This is a genomic window from Agitococcus lubricus (assembly GCF_003051055.1).
Taxonomy (GTDB): domain Bacteria; phylum Pseudomonadota; class Gammaproteobacteria; order Pseudomonadales; family Moraxellaceae; genus Agitococcus; species Agitococcus lubricus.
In genome coordinates this window covers 1-20474 of the sequence record NZ_QAON01000013.1, presented here as the reverse complement: position 1 = coordinate 20474, position 20474 = coordinate 1, and the positions used below count along the sequence as shown (strand labels likewise).

14 protein-coding genes are annotated in these 20474 nt (G+C 41.8%); 10 read left to right on the top strand and 4 right to left on the bottom strand.

The annotated features are described in order from the left end of the window. Nucleotides 1-6 precede the first annotated feature (6 nt). The 10 genes from rapA (at nucleotide 7) to C8N29_RS12230 (ending at nucleotide 12892) form a co-directional block, all read left to right on the top strand. Entirely contained in the window at nucleotides 7-2826 is a 2820-nt protein-coding gene (gene rapA / locus C8N29_RS12275; protein ID WP_107866359.1) for an RNA polymerase-associated protein RapA, read from the top strand. Between the two features lie 231 nt (nucleotides 2827-3057). After that, nucleotides 3058-3573 (top strand): M48 metallopeptidase family protein, encoded by a 516-nt coding sequence (locus C8N29_RS12270; protein WP_239987161.1) that lies wholly within the window; start codon nucleotides 3058-3060, stop codon nucleotides 3571-3573. Nucleotides 3574-4713: 1140 nt separating this feature from the next. Further along, nucleotides 4714-5052, top strand: a complete 339-nt coding sequence (locus C8N29_RS12265; protein ID WP_107866358.1) for a hypothetical protein — start codon at nucleotides 4714-4716, stop codon at nucleotides 5050-5052. Nucleotides 5053-5313: 261 nt separating this feature from the next. Beyond that, on the top strand, nucleotides 5314-6279 hold the full coding sequence (locus tag C8N29_RS12260) for a DUF932 domain-containing protein (protein WP_107866357.1): 966 nt from the start codon (nucleotides 5314-5316) through the stop codon (nucleotides 6277-6279). 137 nt (nucleotides 6280-6416) lie between these two features. Next, a complete protein-coding gene (locus C8N29_RS12255) occupies nucleotides 6417-6866 on the top strand; it encodes a DUF6878 family protein (protein WP_107866356.1) in 450 nt (149 codons plus the stop codon). After that, a complete protein-coding gene (locus C8N29_RS12250) occupies nucleotides 6850-7665 on the top strand; it encodes a hypothetical protein (protein WP_107866355.1) in 816 nt (271 codons plus the stop codon). Before C8N29_RS12255 ends, C8N29_RS12250 begins: the two co-directional genes overlap by 17 nt. A 144-nt stretch (nucleotides 7666-7809) precedes the next feature. Continuing rightward, a complete protein-coding gene (locus C8N29_RS12245) occupies nucleotides 7810-8985 on the top strand; it encodes a YqaJ viral recombinase family nuclease (RefSeq protein ID WP_107866354.1) in 1176 nt (391 codons plus the stop codon). Between the two features lie 91 nt (nucleotides 8986-9076). Further along, on the top strand, nucleotides 9077-10012 hold the full coding sequence (locus tag C8N29_RS12240; protein WP_107866353.1) for a recombination directionality factor: 936 nt from the start codon (nucleotides 9077-9079) through the stop codon (nucleotides 10010-10012). Between the two features lie 24 nt (nucleotides 10013-10036). After that, a complete protein-coding gene (locus C8N29_RS12235) occupies nucleotides 10037-10321 on the top strand; it encodes a hypothetical protein (protein ID WP_107866352.1) in 285 nt (94 codons plus the stop codon). A gap of 114 nt (nucleotides 10322-10435) precedes the next feature. Further along, nucleotides 10436-12892, top strand: a complete 2457-nt coding sequence (locus C8N29_RS12230; protein ID WP_146164464.1) for a DUF262 domain-containing protein — start codon at nucleotides 10436-10438, stop codon at nucleotides 12890-12892. Nucleotides 12893-12981: 89 nt separating this feature from the next. On the opposite strand, the gene C8N29_RS12225 is transcribed toward C8N29_RS12230, so the two are convergent. Genes C8N29_RS12225 through C8N29_RS12210 form a run of 4 tightly spaced genes read right to left on the bottom strand, consistent with a single transcriptional unit; the run spans nucleotide 12982 to nucleotide 20265 of the window. After that, nucleotides 12982-15807, bottom strand: a complete 2826-nt coding sequence (locus C8N29_RS12225) for an ATP-binding protein (RefSeq protein WP_107866351.1) — start codon at nucleotides 15805-15807, stop codon at nucleotides 12982-12984. Continuing rightward, nucleotides 15807-16301, bottom strand: coding sequence for a cysteine--tRNA ligase (locus tag C8N29_RS12220; protein ID WP_107866350.1), 495 nt, complete (start codon nucleotides 16299-16301; stop codon nucleotides 15807-15809). The genes C8N29_RS12225 and C8N29_RS12220 overlap by 1 nt, the downstream gene beginning before the upstream one ends. 19 nt (nucleotides 16302-16320) lie before the next feature. Continuing rightward, the gene (locus C8N29_RS12215) at nucleotides 16321-17373 is read right to left on the bottom strand and encodes an AAA family ATPase (RefSeq protein ID WP_107866349.1); all 1053 of its coding nucleotides are present in this window, start codon (nucleotides 17371-17373) and stop codon (nucleotides 16321-16323) included. 9 nt (nucleotides 17374-17382) lie between these two features. Further along, on the bottom strand, nucleotides 17383-20265 hold the full coding sequence (locus C8N29_RS12210) for a DUF1156 domain-containing protein (RefSeq protein WP_107866348.1): 2883 nt from the start codon (nucleotides 20263-20265) through the stop codon (nucleotides 17383-17385). Nucleotides 20266-20474: the final 209 nt, after the last annotated feature.

Below are 20474 nucleotides of genomic sequence, written 5' to 3'. Positions count from 1 at the left end.
GTTGTTATGAGTATTGCTACCCCTGCTATTGGTCAACGCTGGTTATCAGACGCAGAAACTGAACTTGGTTTAGGCATGATTGTAGAAGTGAATGCCCGTACCTTAACCATCCTATTCCCCAAAAGTGAAGAAACACGCGTTTATGCACGCCAAAATGCGCCCTTATCGCGTATCCGTTTTAATGTGGGTGACACGGTTAAAGATACTCAGCATAAGTCTTGGTTGGTGACGGGCGTGCAAGAGCGCCAATTTGTCCTCAAATACGAAGTCCAAGACGAGGATGGCCAAACAACCATCTTTGCAGAAACCCGACTCTCACCCGACATTCAATTAGCGCGTCCCTGTGAACGTTTATTGGCTTGCCAACTCGACAATAATGAATGGTATGAATTACGTGTCACGGCCTTACGGGCGCGTGAAAAATTAGCTCAAAGTCCCGTTGCAGGTTTAGTTGGGCCTCGTGTGGGGTTGATTCCACATCAATTTTACATTGCTCACGAAGTTGGTCAACGCATGGCACCGCGTGTCTTATTAGCCGACGAAGTGGGATTGGGTAAAACCATTGAAGCAGGCTTGATTATTCATCAACAACTATTAACAGGTCGTGCTCAACGTATTTTAGTCTTAGTGCCTGATAGCTTGCAGTATCAGTGGTTGGTTGAAATGCGTCGTCGTTTTAATATCAACTTTGCCTTGTTTGACTTAACGCGTACGGCTGCTATTAAAGAAGGTGACGAAAGTCAAAATCCCTTCTTAACCGAACAATGTGTCTTAGCCAGTATCGATTTATTGATTGACCATCCCGACCTCAAACAAGCTGCACTAGAAGCCACATGGGATTTACTGGTTGTAGATGAAGCCCATCATTTAGCATGGGACGAAGAAAAACCCAGTGAAGCCTATCAATTAGTTGAAGAAATCGCCCAACAAACAGCAGGCGTCTTGTTGTTGACGGCTACCCCCGAACAATTAGGTGTTGCCAGTCATTTTGCGCGACTAAAATTACTCGACCCTAAACGCTTTAGTAGCCTAGACCACTTTTTAGATGAAGAAGAAAGTTATCAGCCCATTGCGCAAGCAGCACGCCAATTAGTGCGTGGTCAACTTGATGATGATACACGCCAAGCCTTAACCAATTACTTAGGCAATAATCTCGACTTAGACAGCACCGAAGGCCGTGATAAGGCAATTGTGGAGTTGCTTGACCGTCATGGCACAGGCCGTGTGTTATTTCGTAATACACGTGAAGCTATCAAAGGCTTTCCTAGCCGCGAATGTTTGCCTGTCCCCCTTACTGCGCCTGCGGATTGGCCGATGTCTGGCCCTGTGAGACAACAATTATGGCCAGAAATTCAAGCCGATGATGACGAGTGGCTGCAAACCGACCCACGGGTACCGTGGCTGATTCAGTTACTAAAAAAACTCAAACAACAAAAAGTCTTATTAATTTGCCGTACTGCACCTGTCGCGATGGCCTTAGAACTGCGTTTACGCTTAAATGAAGGCATACGTACCGCCTTATTCCACGAAGAAATGACGCTTATCGAACGTGACCGTGCTGCTGCCTATTTTGCCGAGCCTGATTATGGCGCACAAATTTTATTGTGTTCTGAAATTGGCTCTGAGGGCCGCAATTTTCAATTTGCTCACCATTTAGTGATTTTTGACCTACCCGCTAATCCCGATGTTTTAGAACAACGCATTGGTCGTTTAGACCGTATTGGTCAAACTGAAACCATTAAAATTCATGTGCCTTATATGGTAGGTACTGCTCAAGAGCGTTTATTTGTTTGGCACCATGATGCCTTGAATGCCATTAGCCATATTTCGCCAACCGCCCAAACGGTACACCAATACCATCAACAAAGCCTCAAAGATTGCTTACAATCTGCCAATCAACACCACGAATTGTTTAATGCGTTAGTTGCCGAAGCCAAGCAAGACCGTAGTAACTTGGAAGCAGAACTGCAACAAGGCCGCGACTACTTGTTAGAATTAAATTCCTGCCGTATGGATAAAGCCATCGAATTGATTACGGCTGTTGCAGACCAAGACGATGACTTAATTTTGGGTGATTTTATGGAGCGCGCGTGGTCGGCATTTGGTGTTGAACACGAAGAACAAGGCGATGGTAGCCATATTATTCGGACTGGCGAACACATGGCTGTTGACTCGTTTCCCAGTTTAGATGCAGATGGGATGACCGTCTGTTTTGACCGTAACTTAGCCCTGAGCCGAGAAGATATTCAATTTGTGACATGGGAGCACCCAATGTCGTTAGGTATTTTAGACCTGATGACGCGTCAATCCTTTGGCAACGCGAATTTAGCCTTAATTCGTAACAAAGGTATCAAGGCAGGTACCTTATTGATGGAAGCATGGTTTAGAGTGGAGTTAGTTGCGCCCAAACACTTAGACCTGACGGCTACCTTGCCACAATTAACTGTCCGTGTGCTGTTAGACGGTGAAGGGCGTGATTTAAGCACGCGGGTGAATCATGAAATCTTAAATCGGCAAGTTGTGCCATTGGATAAGGCAACCGCCCGTCAAGTGGTTAAAATGCAAGCAGATATGATTGCTAGCCTGTATCAACAAGCCGATAAAACCGCAAAAGCACATATTCCCGACTTAAAAACTCAAGCCCAAAGCCAGTTAACTCAGAAACTTGGTGTTGAAATTGAGCGCTTAAAAGCACTGCAAAAGATTAACCCCAGTATTCGGGATGAAGAAATTGAGTTACTGTCGCAACAGCTCAGTCAAGGGCTAAACTATCTGCAAGATATTCATATTATTAGCGACGCTTTACGTATTATTGTCGCAGCCTAAATCACGTTCTGCTCTATTAAATCCCCTCTCTTGAGGGGATTTTTGTTATAACTGACGATAAAAACAGCACAAGGGTGCCAGCCCATCCCTCATAGTCTTCACAATGCTAAAATATATACGTTATAAGATGAGACATCTTTATTGATAAACGACTATCAGCGCAAACAATAAAAAACGTTATAGCCTAAAAAAGCCCTTTTAACCGCTTGTTCATAGTCAGTGGAGACCATAATGACCATTACCCCTCTCAAGTTTCTAGCTGGTTATTCGTTAGTATTACAAGAGCAAGTACATGTTTTAATCAATCAAGGGCGTCTAGGCGAATATTTAAGCTCACGTTATCCTATCACGGAACACTCGGTGCAAACGGATAAGTTGCTGTATCAGTATGTCACTACCATCAAACAAGAATATCTTAAAAATGCGCCCGTTATCGATAAAGTCAGTTATGACAGTAAATTAGATGTCGTTCATCATGCTTTAGGACTACATACGGCTGTATCGCGTGTACAAGGTCAAAAATTAAAGGCTAAAAAAGAGATACGTATTGCTTCTTTGTTTAAGCAAGTCCCTCCCGAATTTCTAAAAATGATTGTTGTCCATGAATTAGCACACCTGCGCGAACAACAACACAACAAGGCCTTTTATCAGTTGTGTCAACACATGGAGCCAAACTACCATCAACTGGAATTTGACCTACGACTGTTATTGACACATCAGGATTTAATGCAGCCCAAAACTATCTAGTATACTTGGGCTGTTCTTACAGAGATTCAAAAACACGACAAAGATTATCAACAAGACAATAAAACTCTGATTGTCCATGCGTGTAGGTTTGGTTTTGGAGTAGCTTTGTGTATGACCATCTAAACCCTAACCCTTTTCAAAAGTACGTTCCTTAGTTTTCTTATCACGAACTTAGGTTAACTTTGTTAATTTCAATATTTGTTAGAGTCATGGGGACAACTTTATTACCCCCAATGATGATTAGATTACAATAGTCAATGTCGGACTATATCGGACAAAAAAAATCGCCAATGTCTTGATTATTGAGGCTTTTAAGACTTCTTTTAAAGTAAATATGGTGCCCAGGAGGGACTCACATTACCAAAGTAAGTAATTGTATATCATATATTTTTATACGATTAAAATTTAACTATTGCCCCCATAGTTGCCCCCAATAAATATTTATTATTATTTTTTATGGCCTCATGATGTTACTTTTTAGATGATACATTCAGTTACTAAATACAAAAATATCATCAACTAAAATAATAAGTTACGAACTATGAATATAGACAGTATATCTAAAATTGTCGCAAAGATACGCTTCAATACCTATTAAATTCGAGTAAAGCATTCATTTAGTGATTGTGTTTAGAAACTGAGTCTCTTAGATCTTTTTTAAGTAGTGTTCAAATATGACTTGTTAAAAAGTCTGACACCTATCCCAATCACGAATCTCGCCGTGTTTTCACATTAGCTTTACACTCTACACTTTTTCTCTAAGATTGCTATCACTAATAGAATTTAAGTACTTTCTATATAAGTAGCCTAAGTATCAACTATAATAAACTATATTTCAGAGAAATGGTCGTAATCAATATAAGTTGTTCATTCATAAGATCAGCTCAAGCCAATAAAATCAATAAGTTAACTTAATTTGTATATAAAAAACACTCAACTTGTCATTAAAAAAACTAAGTTGTATAGGTGTGTTCAAGCTCATTAAACTCAAAAATTGATAATTTAATATATCTCATCCCAAAAAATTTCAAACCTATATTATCTCACTGAGTAAAACAAACTCAGCTTATCTATACCTTAATTAAAGCCCCATACCGCATCCGTGGTATGGGGCTTTATGCTTTTACAGGACTCATTATCATGACTATTCGTTGCCCATATTGTTTATCGTATCAAGTCGATACCCTAAATCAAGGTAAAAAGACTGGCAGTGCTGTCGGGACTGTCGCAGGCGCAGCTAGTGGTGCATCTGCTTCTTTAAGTGGCGCAAGAGTCGGTGCGTCATTAGGCGCAGTTGCTGGCCCTGTGGGTTCCGTGGTTGGCGGTTTGGCAGGTGCTTTATTAGGCGGTTTTATGGGGGGCATTGCAGGTGGTACAGCAGGTTCTAAACTCGGTGAATTTGTTGATGATAACATTTTAGATAACTACAAGTGCTTACGTTGTGGGTATCAGTTTAGTCATCCTACGCAGCGTCATTGAGGATTAAGGTTTATTCAACCTGAGTAATTTTTACTACTACTCTCACCTTGACCTCAATATGTCTAGTTGTTTTGTTGATGTCGTTTCTACGTGTTTAGTTTTTAACTGATTCAATTTATCAGGTTTCTTTCTGTCATTTCACAGATTGTTAGCTATATTTGTTAATGCGTCTCATTTGCATCTAATTTTATCACTGACAATCACTTTATTCACGTTCACTGTTAATCGCTCTTTTTATCTTTTATTTTTGGAGAATTTATCATGGCACATTTAGTTGAAAGCATGGCTTATGTCGGTGCTACCCCTTGGCATGGTTTGGGTAATCACTTAGAAGAACATCAGCCCTTAGACGTTTGGGCAAAACAGGCAGGCATGGATTGGTCTATCTTAGAAGCCCCTGTACGTTTTATGACAGGTGATGAACAAACATCCTCTATCCGCACCTTTGCCGATAATAAGGTGTTGTATCGTTCAGATACCCATGCTCCCCTGTCAGTGGTCAGTCAACGTTATCAAGTGGTGCAACCTAGTCAGATTTTAGAGTTTTATCGCGATTTAACCGAAGTCTCTGGCTTTGAGTTAGAAACCGCTGGTGTTTTAAAAGGCGGTCGTAAAATTTGGGCATTGGCGAAAACAGGTCAATCCATGGCTTTACGCGGTAACGATGTCACTAATGGTTATTTACTATTGGCGACGGCTTGTGATGGAACCTTAGCCACAACCGCACAATTTACCAGTATCCGTGTAGTATGTAATAACACGTTGGCCGTGGCCTTAAATGGCCAAGGTCAAGCGGTGAAAGTGCCACACAATACCACCTTTGATGCCCAAGCGGTGAAGAAGCAATTAGGCGTTTCTGTGGCGGCATGGGATGACTTTATGTACCGCTTAAAGACCTTAAGTGAACGTAAAGTCAAAAGTACCGAAGTCGATAAATTTTATGCCAAAGTCTTTGGTGATGCGGCAATGAAAGGTCAAGCCAGTATGCAGTCTTTTGAACGTACAATGGCCAAAGCAAAAAGCTTGTTTGAGGGTCAAGGCTTAGGGTCGGAGTTGTCGTCTGCGAAAGGCACAGCCTTTGGGTTATTAAATTCAGTAACTGAGTTTGTTGACCATCAACGTAAAGCGCGCAGTGTTGACCACCGTTTAGATTCTGCGTGGTTTGGTCAAGGGGCAACCATCAAACAACGGGCATTGGATGAGGCGTTGCGTTTAGTGTCGGCTTAACTTATTTGTGAGTTGTGAGCCAGTTTTATTTTACTCAACTGCCTTATTTTATGTCTGTTAAAGCACGGTGACTGTATTGGTCATCGTGCTTTTTTTATGCCGTTTTTTATTAACTATCGTTAATGAGGAGTTTTATCATGATGGGCTATAGTCCTAAATCGTTTGAAGCGGTACGTGCCAATCGTCAACCGCTATTAACCGCACTTGCCGCATTAAATATCACAGAATTAGTGATTCATTATGAAGGCGGTGGGGATTCAGGTGATGTTTCTGAATTAGAGATTTTCCCTGTTGAGCTAGGACAAGGTGATATTGAAAACCTCTTAAAAACACAGCAAATGTCATATCACTGTTTAGCAGGCGAATATCAGGACGGTGAATACCGTTATTTTCTACAGGAGCAATCCATTTCTATTGATGCCGCTTTACGCGATTTTGCCTTAACGTGGGTCGATGCCCATCATGGCGGTTGGGAAAACAATGATGGCGGTTCGGGCAAAGTTACCATTCACGTCACTGAGGGTAGCTTTCGTTTAGAACATACCGAGTATTATACGGAGTGCAGCAATTATGAATACGATTTATAAGGCTGACTCCTTGTGTGTGCCATCCACACAAGATATTCACCTGTCCCTTGGTGCCTATGGTCGATTAACTCATCAGCAAGCAATTCAACTCGCTTTAGACTATCCGCCACGAGAGCCATTACTCGGTCAGTTATCCACCAAACGCTTACAAATTTGTCCGCAGAATCTAGGGCAATTTACCCCTGAATTGGCGTTGCAATTAAAGGAAGAATTGCCTCACATTGAGTTTCGCTGTCATGCCAATGTCCATATCGAAGCACAGCATAAAATCGTTGATATAGCTGATTGGCCGCAGGAGCAAGCATGGTTTAAACAGATGGCATATTTATCGCACTTGCTCAATGCGCCTGTTTATACCGCACATGCAGGCAAACGTGGCCAGTATTCGGTGGCTGAGGTTTTACAGTTTACTCAAGCGATTGAGGAATTGTTTGGCATACCTGTGGGCATTGAAGGTCACTACCCTACCCCAAATGGTAAGCAGCATTGGTTAATCAGTACATGGGCGGAATATCAGCAACTGCTCGAATCAAAGGTACATTACGCCTTAGATTTGTCGCATTTGAATATTTTAGCAGTACAAACTAATCGTGTGGAATGGAGTTTGGTGCATGAATTACTCAGCAGTCCTTACTGTTTAGAAATTCATCTCAGTGATAATCATGGTTATGCCGACCAACATTTACCACTCAGTAATCCTCATGCTTTACCGTGGTGGTGGTCATTACTCAGTTCAGCCAATCCACAAGCGACTCTCTTTTCAGAAGGTAAACAACGTGTGCCAGTCGCATTGATTTAACAACTTTGCGATGTTTAGCTAAACCACGCTTTTTGACTCCATCAAACATTTCTCTGTTATCAACTGAATCAGCAACATTATGTCTTTTATTCACGCAAGCACAGTCTGTGATACAGGCTGTGCTTTTTTTATGTCGAGGTTTTTATGGAATATCTGCATCAAGAACAATCACCCCCTGCCAGTCTTGGTAACAATCATCTGGTGAATTCAGGCAATGCCAATTCACTGTCATTAACAACCGTTCTGAATCACGTATCGACTACCACTCCGTCCAATACAGTCACTAAAGCTAACCCACACACCCACAGCGCAAATGCCATTCGTTTAATCAACACCAAAGGTCTAAGTCGTGCGGAGTGGTTAGCCATTCGCCATCAAGGCATTGGCGGTAGTGATGCAGCCGCGGCTGTTGGTTTAAATCCGTATCAATCGCAGTTGGAATTATGGATGATTAAAACTGGTCGGTTTAGTGAAGATACCTGTGATGATAATCAATCAGTCATACCCGATATAGACTCCAAAATGTATTGGGGTCAGGTTTTGGAACCCATTGTCGCGCAGCACTACACCAAAGTCACAGGCCGCAAAGTGCGTAAGGTCAATGCCATTCTGCAACATGCGGATAGCGATAAATCATGGATGTTGGCCAATATTGATTATCGGGTCGTTGGTAGTGATGAGGTGCAACTACTGGAATGTAAAACCGCAGGCGAATATGGCGCAAAACTGTGGAAAGATGGTGTACCTGAGTATGTGCAATGTCAGGTGCAACATCAATTAGCGGTGACAGGTTTACAAGCCGCCGATGTCTGTGTATTGATTTGTGGGCAACAATTAAAGATTTATCGCATTGAACGTGATGAGGAGTTAATTGCCAAATTGATTGAGCTTGAACGGCTATTTTGGCTATATGTGGAACGTCAGATGCCGCCTTGTGCTGATGGCTCTGAATCCGCAGGGTTTGCCTTACGCTGCTTATTCCCACAAGACGATGGCCAAAGAGTTGACTTTAGCAACAATGCCCATGTCTCAAGCTTGTTTGACTCCTTACTCAACACACGCCAACAACTGGCTTTTTATCAAAAACAGGAGGAATTTTATAAACAACTGCTGCAACAGAATTTGGGGGAAGCAACGTATGCCACGTTCTCGCAAGGTTCTATTTCATGGAAAAAGGCCAAAGATTCCACTTACCTAGATACCGCTGCATTGACAAAAGACCATCCACAACTGTGCCAACAGTATCAGCAAACTAAAGTCGGGAGTCGCCGTTTTTTAGTGTCTGAACAGCCTATGGCAAATTCCACAGCCAGCGATTAGCCATTCACTCAATTTTACCCTCAGACAGCATAAAGCCCTTGCCTCACAGCAAGGGCTTTTTATTTGCTTTTTATTATTTTGGAGAAACAACATGATTAAAGGTTTAGCCATCACTCCACCAATTATCGGTCGAATTAGTATTGGCCGCATTGTGGAAAAGAACGGTAAACGCCTACCCGAAAAAGATGACCAATTCACTTTAACCACGCAAGTACAAAACCGTGACGGTTGGTTATTACATCCCTTAGATGAACAACTCCGCCAAGAGAATGCAACTAATAACGGCAAATTACGCACCATCCCTGTACGCATGTTATTTAATTCACCTGAGTTAAACTTGAGAGCGGAATACACTTTATTCGATAGACAAACAGGCAGACCGCTCTGTGTCGGGAATGGTGATTCTTGTCGGCGATATACCCCACAAGGCATTCAACACTTACCCTGCCCTAGCCCCGATGCCTGTGAACTCGCTCGAACAGGTCACTGTAAACCTTATGGTCGATTACATGTGATTGTCAATGATGAGGAGGATATTGGCACGTTTATCTTTAGAACCACAGGCTTTAACAGCATTCGCACTTTAGCCGCACGACTCGCCTATTACCAAGCGGTGTCAGGCGATTTATTAGCCTGTTTACCTTTGCAGTTAAAACTCAGAGGTAAAAGCACGACCCAAAGCCATCGCTCAGCCATCTATTACGTCGATTTAACCTTAAGAGATAACTCAACCTTAGCCGAAGCCTTGCAACAAGCCAAAACGCTAAATCAACAACGACTAGAGATGGGCTTTCAGCAGCAAGCCTTAGACCATGCTGCACAAGCAGGCTTTAACAATGCCACCTTTGAATTTAGTGAGGAGGAAATTCCTGAATTGTTAGAGGAGTTTTATCCCAATTCTGATGACGATGATTCAACCACAAACCATTCAACCAATCCCAGCAACATCAACGCGAAAACAGCCAATGGCGTTTTAAAGAAAAAGCTCGGTCAACGTTTACAAGCGCAAAGCACTTCCCCTAATTAACCTTAATCCGCGCGGAGAATTATCATGTTACTTTGCAGTAATCCTTTATTTTCACTCGGTCAAACGGTAGCCACTCCCAATGCCCTTGACCTGTTAGCCAAACATCACATCTCTTGCTTTAGCTTACTGGCTCGTCATCAATCAGGCGATTGGGGCAATGTGCCTGCCGAAGATGCGTTAAGCAATCAAGAAGCGATTGAGCGAGGTTATCGTATTATGTCGGTTTACCCTTTGGAAACAGGTAAAGTGTGGATTATTACGGAAGCTGATAGGTTGGTGACAACGGTGTTGTTGCCAGAGGAGTATTAAATCGTGTTTCTTTAAGGTATAAACACCTTAAAGAAACACGCTTATTTTTTAGTGTGAACATGACTATTTTTATTTTACCTATAACTTAAGATTCAATAAAAAGTGAATTATCAAATGACAACAAACCATACTAAAAACTTTATGCTGACACTGGAAGATGTTGCAGCTTGGCAAGTTGATGATTTAACCACTAAGGTAAGAGCTGTACTTCCCGCATTACAACGTGGTGCAGTATGGAAACCTGCGCAGACAGAAAAACTTTGGGACTCTTTGATGCGTGGATTTCCAATTGGAGCATTTTTACTCTCCAAATATAATGAAGAACGTTATGGCAAAGCCGATATGAAGCTTGGCACGTGCGAGGATCCAGAGTTCCATTTATTAGACGGACAACAACGAGCTACTGCGATTGCCTTAGGCTTTTATGATATTTGGAAGCCTTCATTTGCAGAAAATCGTATCAATGGTCCTGCTATTTGGCTTGACTTAGCAACACCACCTGAAAACGATGATCGAGATTTTATCTTTCGTGTAATAACACGTTCTCATCCATGGGGTTACAAGTTTAAAACTCCAGAAGAGCGTTTGAGTTATGCATCGATGACTTGTGCTTTAAATGCATATAAGACTGCATCTCCTGAATTAAAGAGTTTAAAAACCTCCGATATTCCCCTTTCACATGTTTGGCCTTGGGATGCTGAAGCTCCAATACCTCTAGCTTTTCTGATTAATGCCATCAAAGTTGGCGGAGATATTATTAAAAATTTACGTCAGGAGTTAAATCAACTCCCTTTTTGGTCAAAAAACACTGCAATATTAGCCAATAATGAACCACTTCGAGATAAGTTAGAATCTATATTCGATGCCAAAAATACAAAACTAAAATCTCGACTTGATTTCATAATTAACATTTTGAAAAATATTTGTTCGCCAGAGGAAAAAGGCATAACAGTGCAGCTTTTGCCATCACATGATAATCCTGAATCTCATGATGAGCATATTGATCCCATTGAAACACTATTTGTACGTATAAACTCAAGTGGAACAAGGCTAGAAGGTGAAGAGCTAATGTACTCTTTACTTAAGTCTGCTTGGCGTGATGCTCCTCAAGCAATTGGCAAATTACAGCCTAATAATAAACAATGGGTTAGTCCTGCTCGGTTGGCATTGCTGATCACACGCATGAATTTAATCAAAAACGATCTCTGCAAAAGTAGCGATGATCGCGAGTTTCAAAACCTTCCTCCCGTCTTACCCGATATAGCTAGATTCAGACGAATCATGCATCAAGCTAATCACATTGAATCTATGAAAGCATTTGTAGCTGGCGATCTTAGCTCTCTTTGGAAAGATGCAAGTGAACTAGTAATGATGAATTGTGTAAAACCAACAAATACAGATTACAGACTACCTCCTGCTCTTGCAGCAGATTTTGCGTCTGGGTCAGCTGGAAATGAACTATTACTTCTGCTAATGACTTGGCTATTCAGACTACAGATTAATGGATCTTCACTTAACAAACTAACCATCAAACAACGTAAGCGAACTTTAGGTTTTTTAGTTTCCATGAGTTGGTTTTCTCAAGACATTGGCCGCTGTATAAAACGATTATGGCCTATTTTAATGACACTTCCCCCCAACCAATTACCTGAGTTTTTTAATAGTGAACGCTTTCAATGCTTACTACCTGCGGACGAAAAGAGCGGCTTAATAATGTTACCTTTGGTGACTCCTGATAACCTTAAAAAACTCATTGAAAATAGAATTACTAGTGGCTCAAATGGCTACCCAGGAATCAATAACATAAATAGCGATTGCTTTAGCAGTTGCAAAACTTGGGAAAACTATACACAACGACTTTCACCATACGAGCCTGGCATTGATGGCTTTAACAAGCTACCAATACATATGCGTGAGTGGCTTTCTGGACTTCCTTTAGACCCTACAGAACGTGAAGTAGAGATTGGAAATAGTGAAATAAGGGCTGATGCTGCTGAACTTCGCCGTCATGCATGGCGGCTGTTTTTAGATAGACTTTGGTATATGAAGAAAATCGTAGATTATGCTCAGCGTGACTACCTAGTTAGATGGTTTCCTGACTTTGACCCAACACAGCCTGGTCAAATGGAAGATATTAATAGGCCATGGGATTATGATCATATTCATGCTGCCTATTTTATTGCGGGCAGACATAACATTCCTGGATTAATACGAGAATGGCATCAATCCATAGGTAATCTACGCTGTTGGCCTTTAGATTTGAATCGTGCAGATCAACATTGCACCCCTATAGATAAACTAGGCGATGACATAGAGATTGAGGAAAACCTTCATAACTACGGTTTTCAAAACGCAGCCAATTTACGGACAGCAAGTTTTATTGATGATTCAGACGATTGGCAACATTGGCAACATTCTGTGGCTGATGATTGCGCAGGCAATTATTTGGCAAGTGATCAATACCATGAAAATCGTGTAGCCCTCATAAAAGCCATTTGTTTTAGGTTTTGCCGACTATATGAAAACTGGTATAAGCAATTAGACATTGGTAGATTTGCTAAAATTTCGTAAGTTTTTTAAATCAATGTACTATGAGTCATAGGTTAAGCGTACACGTTATTGTGAGCAAATAACGTGTACGTGCTACCCTATCTGTCGTTTTAATCTTCCTCAAATTCAGCTGAGCTAAATTTCAATACCTTGCAGTTTTCTTTAATTGAACGTTGTAACCCGTCATCAAAACCAATAGAGCTTTTGGCTTGAATCTCAATAGAAATAGTCACATCAACGCCTAGTCTAGAGGTAAATTGCTGCACCACTTCATCCATGATCATTGCAAAATCCATTTTGGCTTTAACTGGATCTACAGAAATTGAAGCATAGAATTGTTTTTTAGCAGGAATAGTTTTTTTAGTAACCTCAAGATTATTATCTGACGCAGTTGGCTTGGTTATCGTACCCTCAGTTACAACAGGTTTAGACGACACTATATCATCAGACTGCTCTACAGGTTTTGCAACAGGTCTGATGCGCTCTAAATATGATAATGCTGCTTCGCGGTCAATTAACAGCGAGGATGTATCTATAGATGAAATAGCATTATGACCAAAACTTAAACCTAAATAACGATCACCATCTTTTCCTGATGCAAATGCAAAGTAATCTTGAGAGGCTACACCATGATTGATGGCATTTCTGAATACCTGATCATTGACTAAACGTGGTAAATACAAATAATGACAACTGTCTTGCCATACTTTTAGTGCGCTCACTTCGTCAATATCATTTTTCAAATACCACTGTTTGAGAATATTGCGTAAATGAATTGGAGACCACTCAAAAATAAGCCACTCTTCTTCTTTTAAACGACTTTCTATCTCTTGAATTACGTTAGGTGCTGTGGTTGAAATAGCCACCACTTCCCAATTCAATATGGGTTTGCCATTTGAAAAAGACTCACTAGGCGCAATCAACCACTTATAGGCTTCTCTGACTAATTGTTTTAGCGTTTGCTCGGCTCCATCTCGATTACGCTTTGCTTGATTAAGGTGTGCCAAATCCTGATTTAAGGTACCACTAGTAATGTCATCAGCAATAGATTTCCATGCCAAATAAATTCGCCCTTGGTCTTTTAATCGACTCACTACGTCAAAATCAGCGGCAAAGAAAATCAGCCTGTTTTGTTTTTGTCGTGGCTGCTCACCTCGATGACGCAAAATATCCATTGCTGCTACAAATGCTTGATTAGCTTCAGTACGACTATAGCTTGCATTCAAAGGTAGCACGACTAAGCGAGGCCCAGTACCATAATCATCAGGTACATCTATGGATGGCGTAAAAATATGGATACCCGCAAAATGATGATTTGAACCAAATATACCTTTGACTTTCTCTTTTAAAAAAGGAATTAATTCATCACGTTCGTTAATATTATTTTTACGGCTTTCCATTTCACGACGTAAATTTGGTTTTGTATCTAACCAAAAACGCTCCTTATCTGCATATAAGTAATGCATACGATCACGTAATCTTTTTAATACATCTTCAAATATACCAATCGCTTGAAATGGCTGTATAGTTCCTAACAAAATATGCTCAACATCAATACCACGGACTATTTGACTGCTGTTTGATGGCGCACTTCCTAAAAATAGGGTTCTTGTTGTGCGACGTGCTGCTAGAACACTACCAAAAAGCGTATTGTGGCTTTCTAGGTCGTATGGAATCGAACGTGGCCCATCCACTTCTTTTTCAATAATAGGTTCCCATCCATTTGAAAGGTAATGAATACTCTTATCTCGTACATTGCCATCTTCTAAAGGAATGGAGCCTGGCATAATTAAGGCATCCCGATTTTCCGAATTCCATAAACGGTGAATGATGATGGCCATATACTGCAAAACACCACGCGTACGTTGAAATTTATCTAATGTTGACCAATCTTCATATAATCGATCAAAGACCTCTGGATGGATGGGATAAGAATGACACATGCGTTCAAAGTATTCATTTGATTGTGTTTCTACAGGAAACTTATCGGCATGTTTTCGATAAAAGTCTGAAAACTGGCGGCTAATGCCTTCTACCTCTGCCCGATCACCAGGATATTCAAATAAACGCCGACGCACAATTTCAAAGGCTTCTTCTGTGGCAACTGGTTTCCAAACCGTTTCTACACGCGCAAAATACTTTTCTAAAGAGTTTAATGCCCGTTGTCCCATAGTACCGCCAACCTCTAGCTCTGATTGTGGTAGAGAGGCCAATAAAATAGCATTCGGGACTGCTTTTAATGCTTCGGTCAGTGCTTGAATAAAGGTGATATTACTATCAAAGGTTCCGCCTTTGTAGTTCTGTCCTAATTCTAATTGACGTACATAGGCTAACAGCTCATCAATAAGAATCACGCAAGGTGCTGCTTTGGCTATCAGTTTTGTTAAAACTTCTTTTCCTGGTGAAGTGCCATCAATATCGCTGGCAGCAACCATGGCATAGCCTTCTTCCCCTAACAGTTGCCAAGCTAATTCTCCCCATAAGGTATTTACTTGGACTGTGCCATATTTACGTGGCTGACTTGGCGATAGTTTTATACCGTCAATTACCGCAACCTGAGCTTGTGGTAGTTCAAAAATACCTGCTTTATCTAACAATGGGCCAACACCCAATAGTTTGTCGGTACTCACTTTGCGAGTGGCTAGATGAAAAACGGCAAGCATGGTGTGGGTTTTACCCCCACCAAATGCCGTTTGTAGTTGAATAACAGGGTCGCCACCTTGTCCTGCCAAACGTTGTGCCACCGAAATCAGCAATAAGCGCATCCCTTCGGTAATAAAGGTTCGATTAAAAAACTTTTCGGCATCTTGATATTCAGGGGTGGCTGTACCGTTGGCAACTTGGGTAATGTCGGCAGCAAACTCTGATTGTTTAAAAGTGCCTTCAAGAACATCTTTGTGGGGGCGAGCTATTTCACGCCAAGGTTTTAGACTCATTACTTACTCACATTCCAAGGTAATATTGAGTTGTTTTGTATTGAAACAACCTTAGGATGGGCATCAACAGCCCTTAGTAATTTTTTAAGCTTTTGCAAAACATCGGCTGCATCAACCACTGGCTTATGTGCTCGTGGTTGCTCCATGTGCAAGACAACATGTAACTGGTTACTGAGTAATACTTGCTTGGCAAATGCTTTCTCAGTGGCATCATTAGCCAACAAACTACATGGCAATAGAGCCGCTAAAGTATTCAGCACTTTATCAGCAACTGCTTGCGGCAAATCAGACGGCTTTTCGGTATTAGGATGTGTATAGTCTTTCACTTCTATTAGAAACGTAATTTTTTTAGGTGAAATTGCCAATAAATCAACAGCTTTAATGCCAGCAAATTGCTTAACGAATTGATTACGGTAATAGCTCCATTCGTCATATTTGCTCGCTTGCCAATTTGTCGCAAAGTTAAATTTAAGTCCATCGACATCTATTATCATGAGTTGACTCCTTGTCGTTTTAGTGCCAACTCATTGCCAAATATCGGTCTGATTGCTGTAGGCTTTCTTCCAATGCCGTAATATCACCAATATCTTCCAATGTTGTCCCTTGCTCAACGAATACACCATCATCCGTTTGTTGCAAACCAAAAAACCGCTTATCAACATTGGCGTAGTCTTTTGAGGCTGCTAAAATCTCTAATTCGCGCAACAAAAATAAGCTATGGGTAGCAACAAATACTTGAATGCCATTGTTAGCTAACTCTAATATCACGCCCGCTAATACTTTAATTAGTTTTGGATTAAGTGTTGTTTCGGGTTCGTCCCAAAACAAATAACCTTGCTCTAACAACGTGCCTGTACTAATTAAATGGGCGAGCATGGCAAATTTACGCAAGCCTTCCGCCACTAAGGGCATTTCTAGCTTACCCTCTCCCTTGACCTGCAAGTAAAAATTACCCTGCTCATCCACAATCACCTTGCCGCCCATTGCTTGTTCCAAAGGCTTTAGCATGGCTGCAACTTGTTTTTCACGCGCGCCTTTTAGTTGTGGGGCAAGTAATAAAGAACAGGTATCACGCCATGTTTCTTCAAATTTAAGGTGGTAGTTATCATACAAACCAATAAACCACGGACACAGTGTTAATAGCTCTTTGGTGGGCAAAAATACAGGCGATTTGTTTTGCCATTGCTGAGGTAGTGTTTCTATGACTACTTCTGACTTGCTGGCTGTTGATAAACTAAGTGCAGTATTGTCTTGAGTTTGGCCAAACATTAGATTTATTTCGCAGCGTTCTCGGCCTTGCTTGCGTCGTGCCAATCTACCCAAATTATCGGGTCGTAATACTTTCACTAATTTATCGGCATAGGCTTTTTGTAAGTAGCTTTGTGTAGGCTGTGTTATTGTGGCACTTTTAGGCTCACATCCTGCGGCAATAACTGCATAGATTGCTTTTAACAGATGCGATTTACCTGTGCCATTTTCGCCTACCACCACATTAATACCCGCAGCAAACTCTAAATTTGCTTCGGCAAAAACGGTAAAGTTTTTAATGGTTACGCGTTTGAGCATAATTTCCTCTTACAAATCTAAACCTGCTTGCAAACCAGAATAGCCAGTCTCGCTTTCATGCGAAGCGGCGACAATGGCAGGCCACGAAATAATTAACTCGTTATAGGCGCGTGCATCATCTGCCCATTTTTTGCGTTCGCAAAGGGTATATAAGCGATAGGCTAATTGACGAATCGGTTCTACTTTTTCGTGACAATGGGCTAATAATACGCCTGCACTGGTTTCACCTGTTTGTGACAATACACGAATTAGGTGATGACAGGCTTCCCATATAGGCACTCGATTATCGTTGGCAGGTGTCCAGTCGCTTGGGTATTCACTGGGGCGTAATAAGCGTACTTTGCCTGAGCCTGATTCGACTACGCCTGCTTCATGTACGCCTTTAACGCTCGTGCCTTTGGCGCGTGCTAATACGTCGGCTTTGCCAAAATCGCCAGCACTCCAGCCTTGTTCGTCAAACCAGCCTAAACAAAATTGGGTATCGGCATCAAAGGTGTCGCCGCCTTCGGTGAGCATTCGGTTAATAAGCATGAGTGCGCTATGCACGGTCATGGCTTTGCCGTCAGCCTCTAATACAGCGGTATATTTAGAAAAAATGGCCATGCCAGGCCCAATCACGGCTTGTGCTAAGTCCACAGGAGCAACGGGGGATATGCCCTCGGCTCCACCAATCATCACGTCAACGGCTTCGGCAAGTTCTTCTTTGAGTTCGCGTAAAAAGTCACGGCGACTAATGGTGGGCGCATCAGCGGCACGTTTACGGCACACCAAGACAATACTTGAGGCTAAGGCATTTGTGCCTGAGCCAATCATGCGGTTGGCCAGTTCGGTACGCATTGGCCAAGTGCCACTAATGCTAAACCCTGCTTTAATCACGGCTTCTAAAAAGGTTTCCCAACCTGTGTTACCTGTACCAATATCGGTGGTATCTGACTGCTTAAAGGCATAATAAATGGTGGTTGGAAAAGCAGGATGTGCTTGCTCGGCCAAACGGTGCATGGCTTCGGTCATGCCGTCTAAAAAGAATTTTTCGGCTTTTTCTTTGCTACCATGACGATAGGGCGTGGCTACTAGCTCTTCATCTTTGGGTACAGCCATCGTCGCAAACAAATTGGGATAAACAGGACGTAATGCTCGCCTTAACCATACATAAAAAAAGTCGGAAAGGTCTGCGTAACCGATATTGTCATAGTAAGGTGGGTCGGTAGAAACAACTTTATTAATACTTATTTTCTGAGTTGCAGCATCCTGTTGTAAAACAGTAGCACCAACTCTAACAGATATTTCGTTTTTTAACACACGCATCATATTTGAAAGAGTCACAAAGTAATCACCCATTGCATTCCCAAAAATATTAGGCTCAACGAAGTCCCAAGTCATGGGAATAGCCTGTTTGGTAAACATGTGAATAGCCTGAACCATAGAGGGCTTCCATGTAACAATAGTGTTGCTACTATCTGATAACTTACTTACAGCCATATTTAAGTAAACCGCCAACGCGTCCCCATATGCAGTCGCACCTAACCCAGCCTCATCAACTCCTATCTTATCATCGGTCATGCCTGCTCTCTTGGCATCCACAATTGCTTTAAGCCGTGCTTCTTGCACCAAATCTGAAAAAGTTGTTAACGCCACTAATTGACGAGTGGTAAAAAGGTCGCCAAATTTATTCATGCCATAATTTGGCGTTTTAAAATCTCTTGGATTATTAGGTAAATTTAAATTGGGAATCCAATCAGGCTGAACCTGCTCTAAAATAGAAGCATGAGGCTCACAAGGAGGCAAATAAACTCGCCCTTTTGCACCTTCTGCCACAATTACTAATAACTTCTGCCCCATCCTTCCAGCCTTTCCTTCTGCTCTAATATAGTTATAGTCAATTGGTGATTTAGATAATAAACAAATGAATGCTGCTCGCTTACCTGCTGTAGTACCTGCCGCCGCTGATGGTGATGGTTTACCTGTTCGTACTTCAAAGCGATAACTATCACCTTCTATGATAGGCTCAACATACACCTCTTTACCCGCTTTACTCGACAACACAAAGGTTGACACCAACGGCACATCCACATGACTAAACGCAGGGTTAGGACTTTTAACCGTACGCGCCCACAACCACGCAATCACGGTCGCCTTACCACCGCCGTGCTCCTTAGGCAAATCGACTTGCGGATACAAATGACCAATACGCTTAAATGCCTCTTCACGCATCCACGCGCCATAACGTCGCACATCCTCCGCCAAACCCTTAGCCCCACTCCACTCCTCAAAAGCATCACGAGTTGCCTGTTTTTTAGTGCCTTTGTCAACAGCTATTTCTGGCCCTATCGGTGGTCGGCCTGCAAACTTAGGCGGAATCTCAATCATCGCCTTGTTAATGAGCACTGCAACAGGGTTTAAATCGCTGGCGTAACTTTCTAGCCCTAAGCGTTGTGCTTCGAGTGGTAAGGCTCCCCCACCCGCAAACGGGTCATGAAAGGCAGGCAACTTATCGGGATTAAACAACTCTGCTGCTTGAGGATGTCCTTTGTTTAAAGCACAGGTTTCGCGCCAACTTTTACGAATTTCTTCACGCGCTTGCTCTAACACGTCTTCGTTATTGGTGTTTTCCCACTGCACCAGTTTACGAAGAATCTCAAATAAACGCTCACGCTCTAGGTGTGCTTTATCTTTATTAACACCTCTGCCCAAATGCCGCTCATAACCAGGGTCATTGACCATTTGTGCAAAAATCACCGCACGGGCTGCCGCTAATGGACGACGCGCCCACCATAAATGCAAAGTAGAGGGATGACCATGACGAATAGATTTTTCTCGCGCAGCAGCTTCGTTAATAGCATCTAATGGCAATGAGGTTTCAATGAGTTTTTTGGGGGATTTGATGGGGTACATTAACTAATTATTCCAATAATTCTAATGAGCGTAAATTATTTTGCATTTATCCAAGAATGATAAACTTCGTATCCTGCATTTCTAATCTTTTGATGCACACGCTCTAACAAGGTTTGATCCTAGCCAGAAAATTAGACAGTTGTACCCTCTAAAAGTAGTAGATGCTTTTGCATAAAAGCATTTGGACTCAACCAGCCATTGGCTGAATG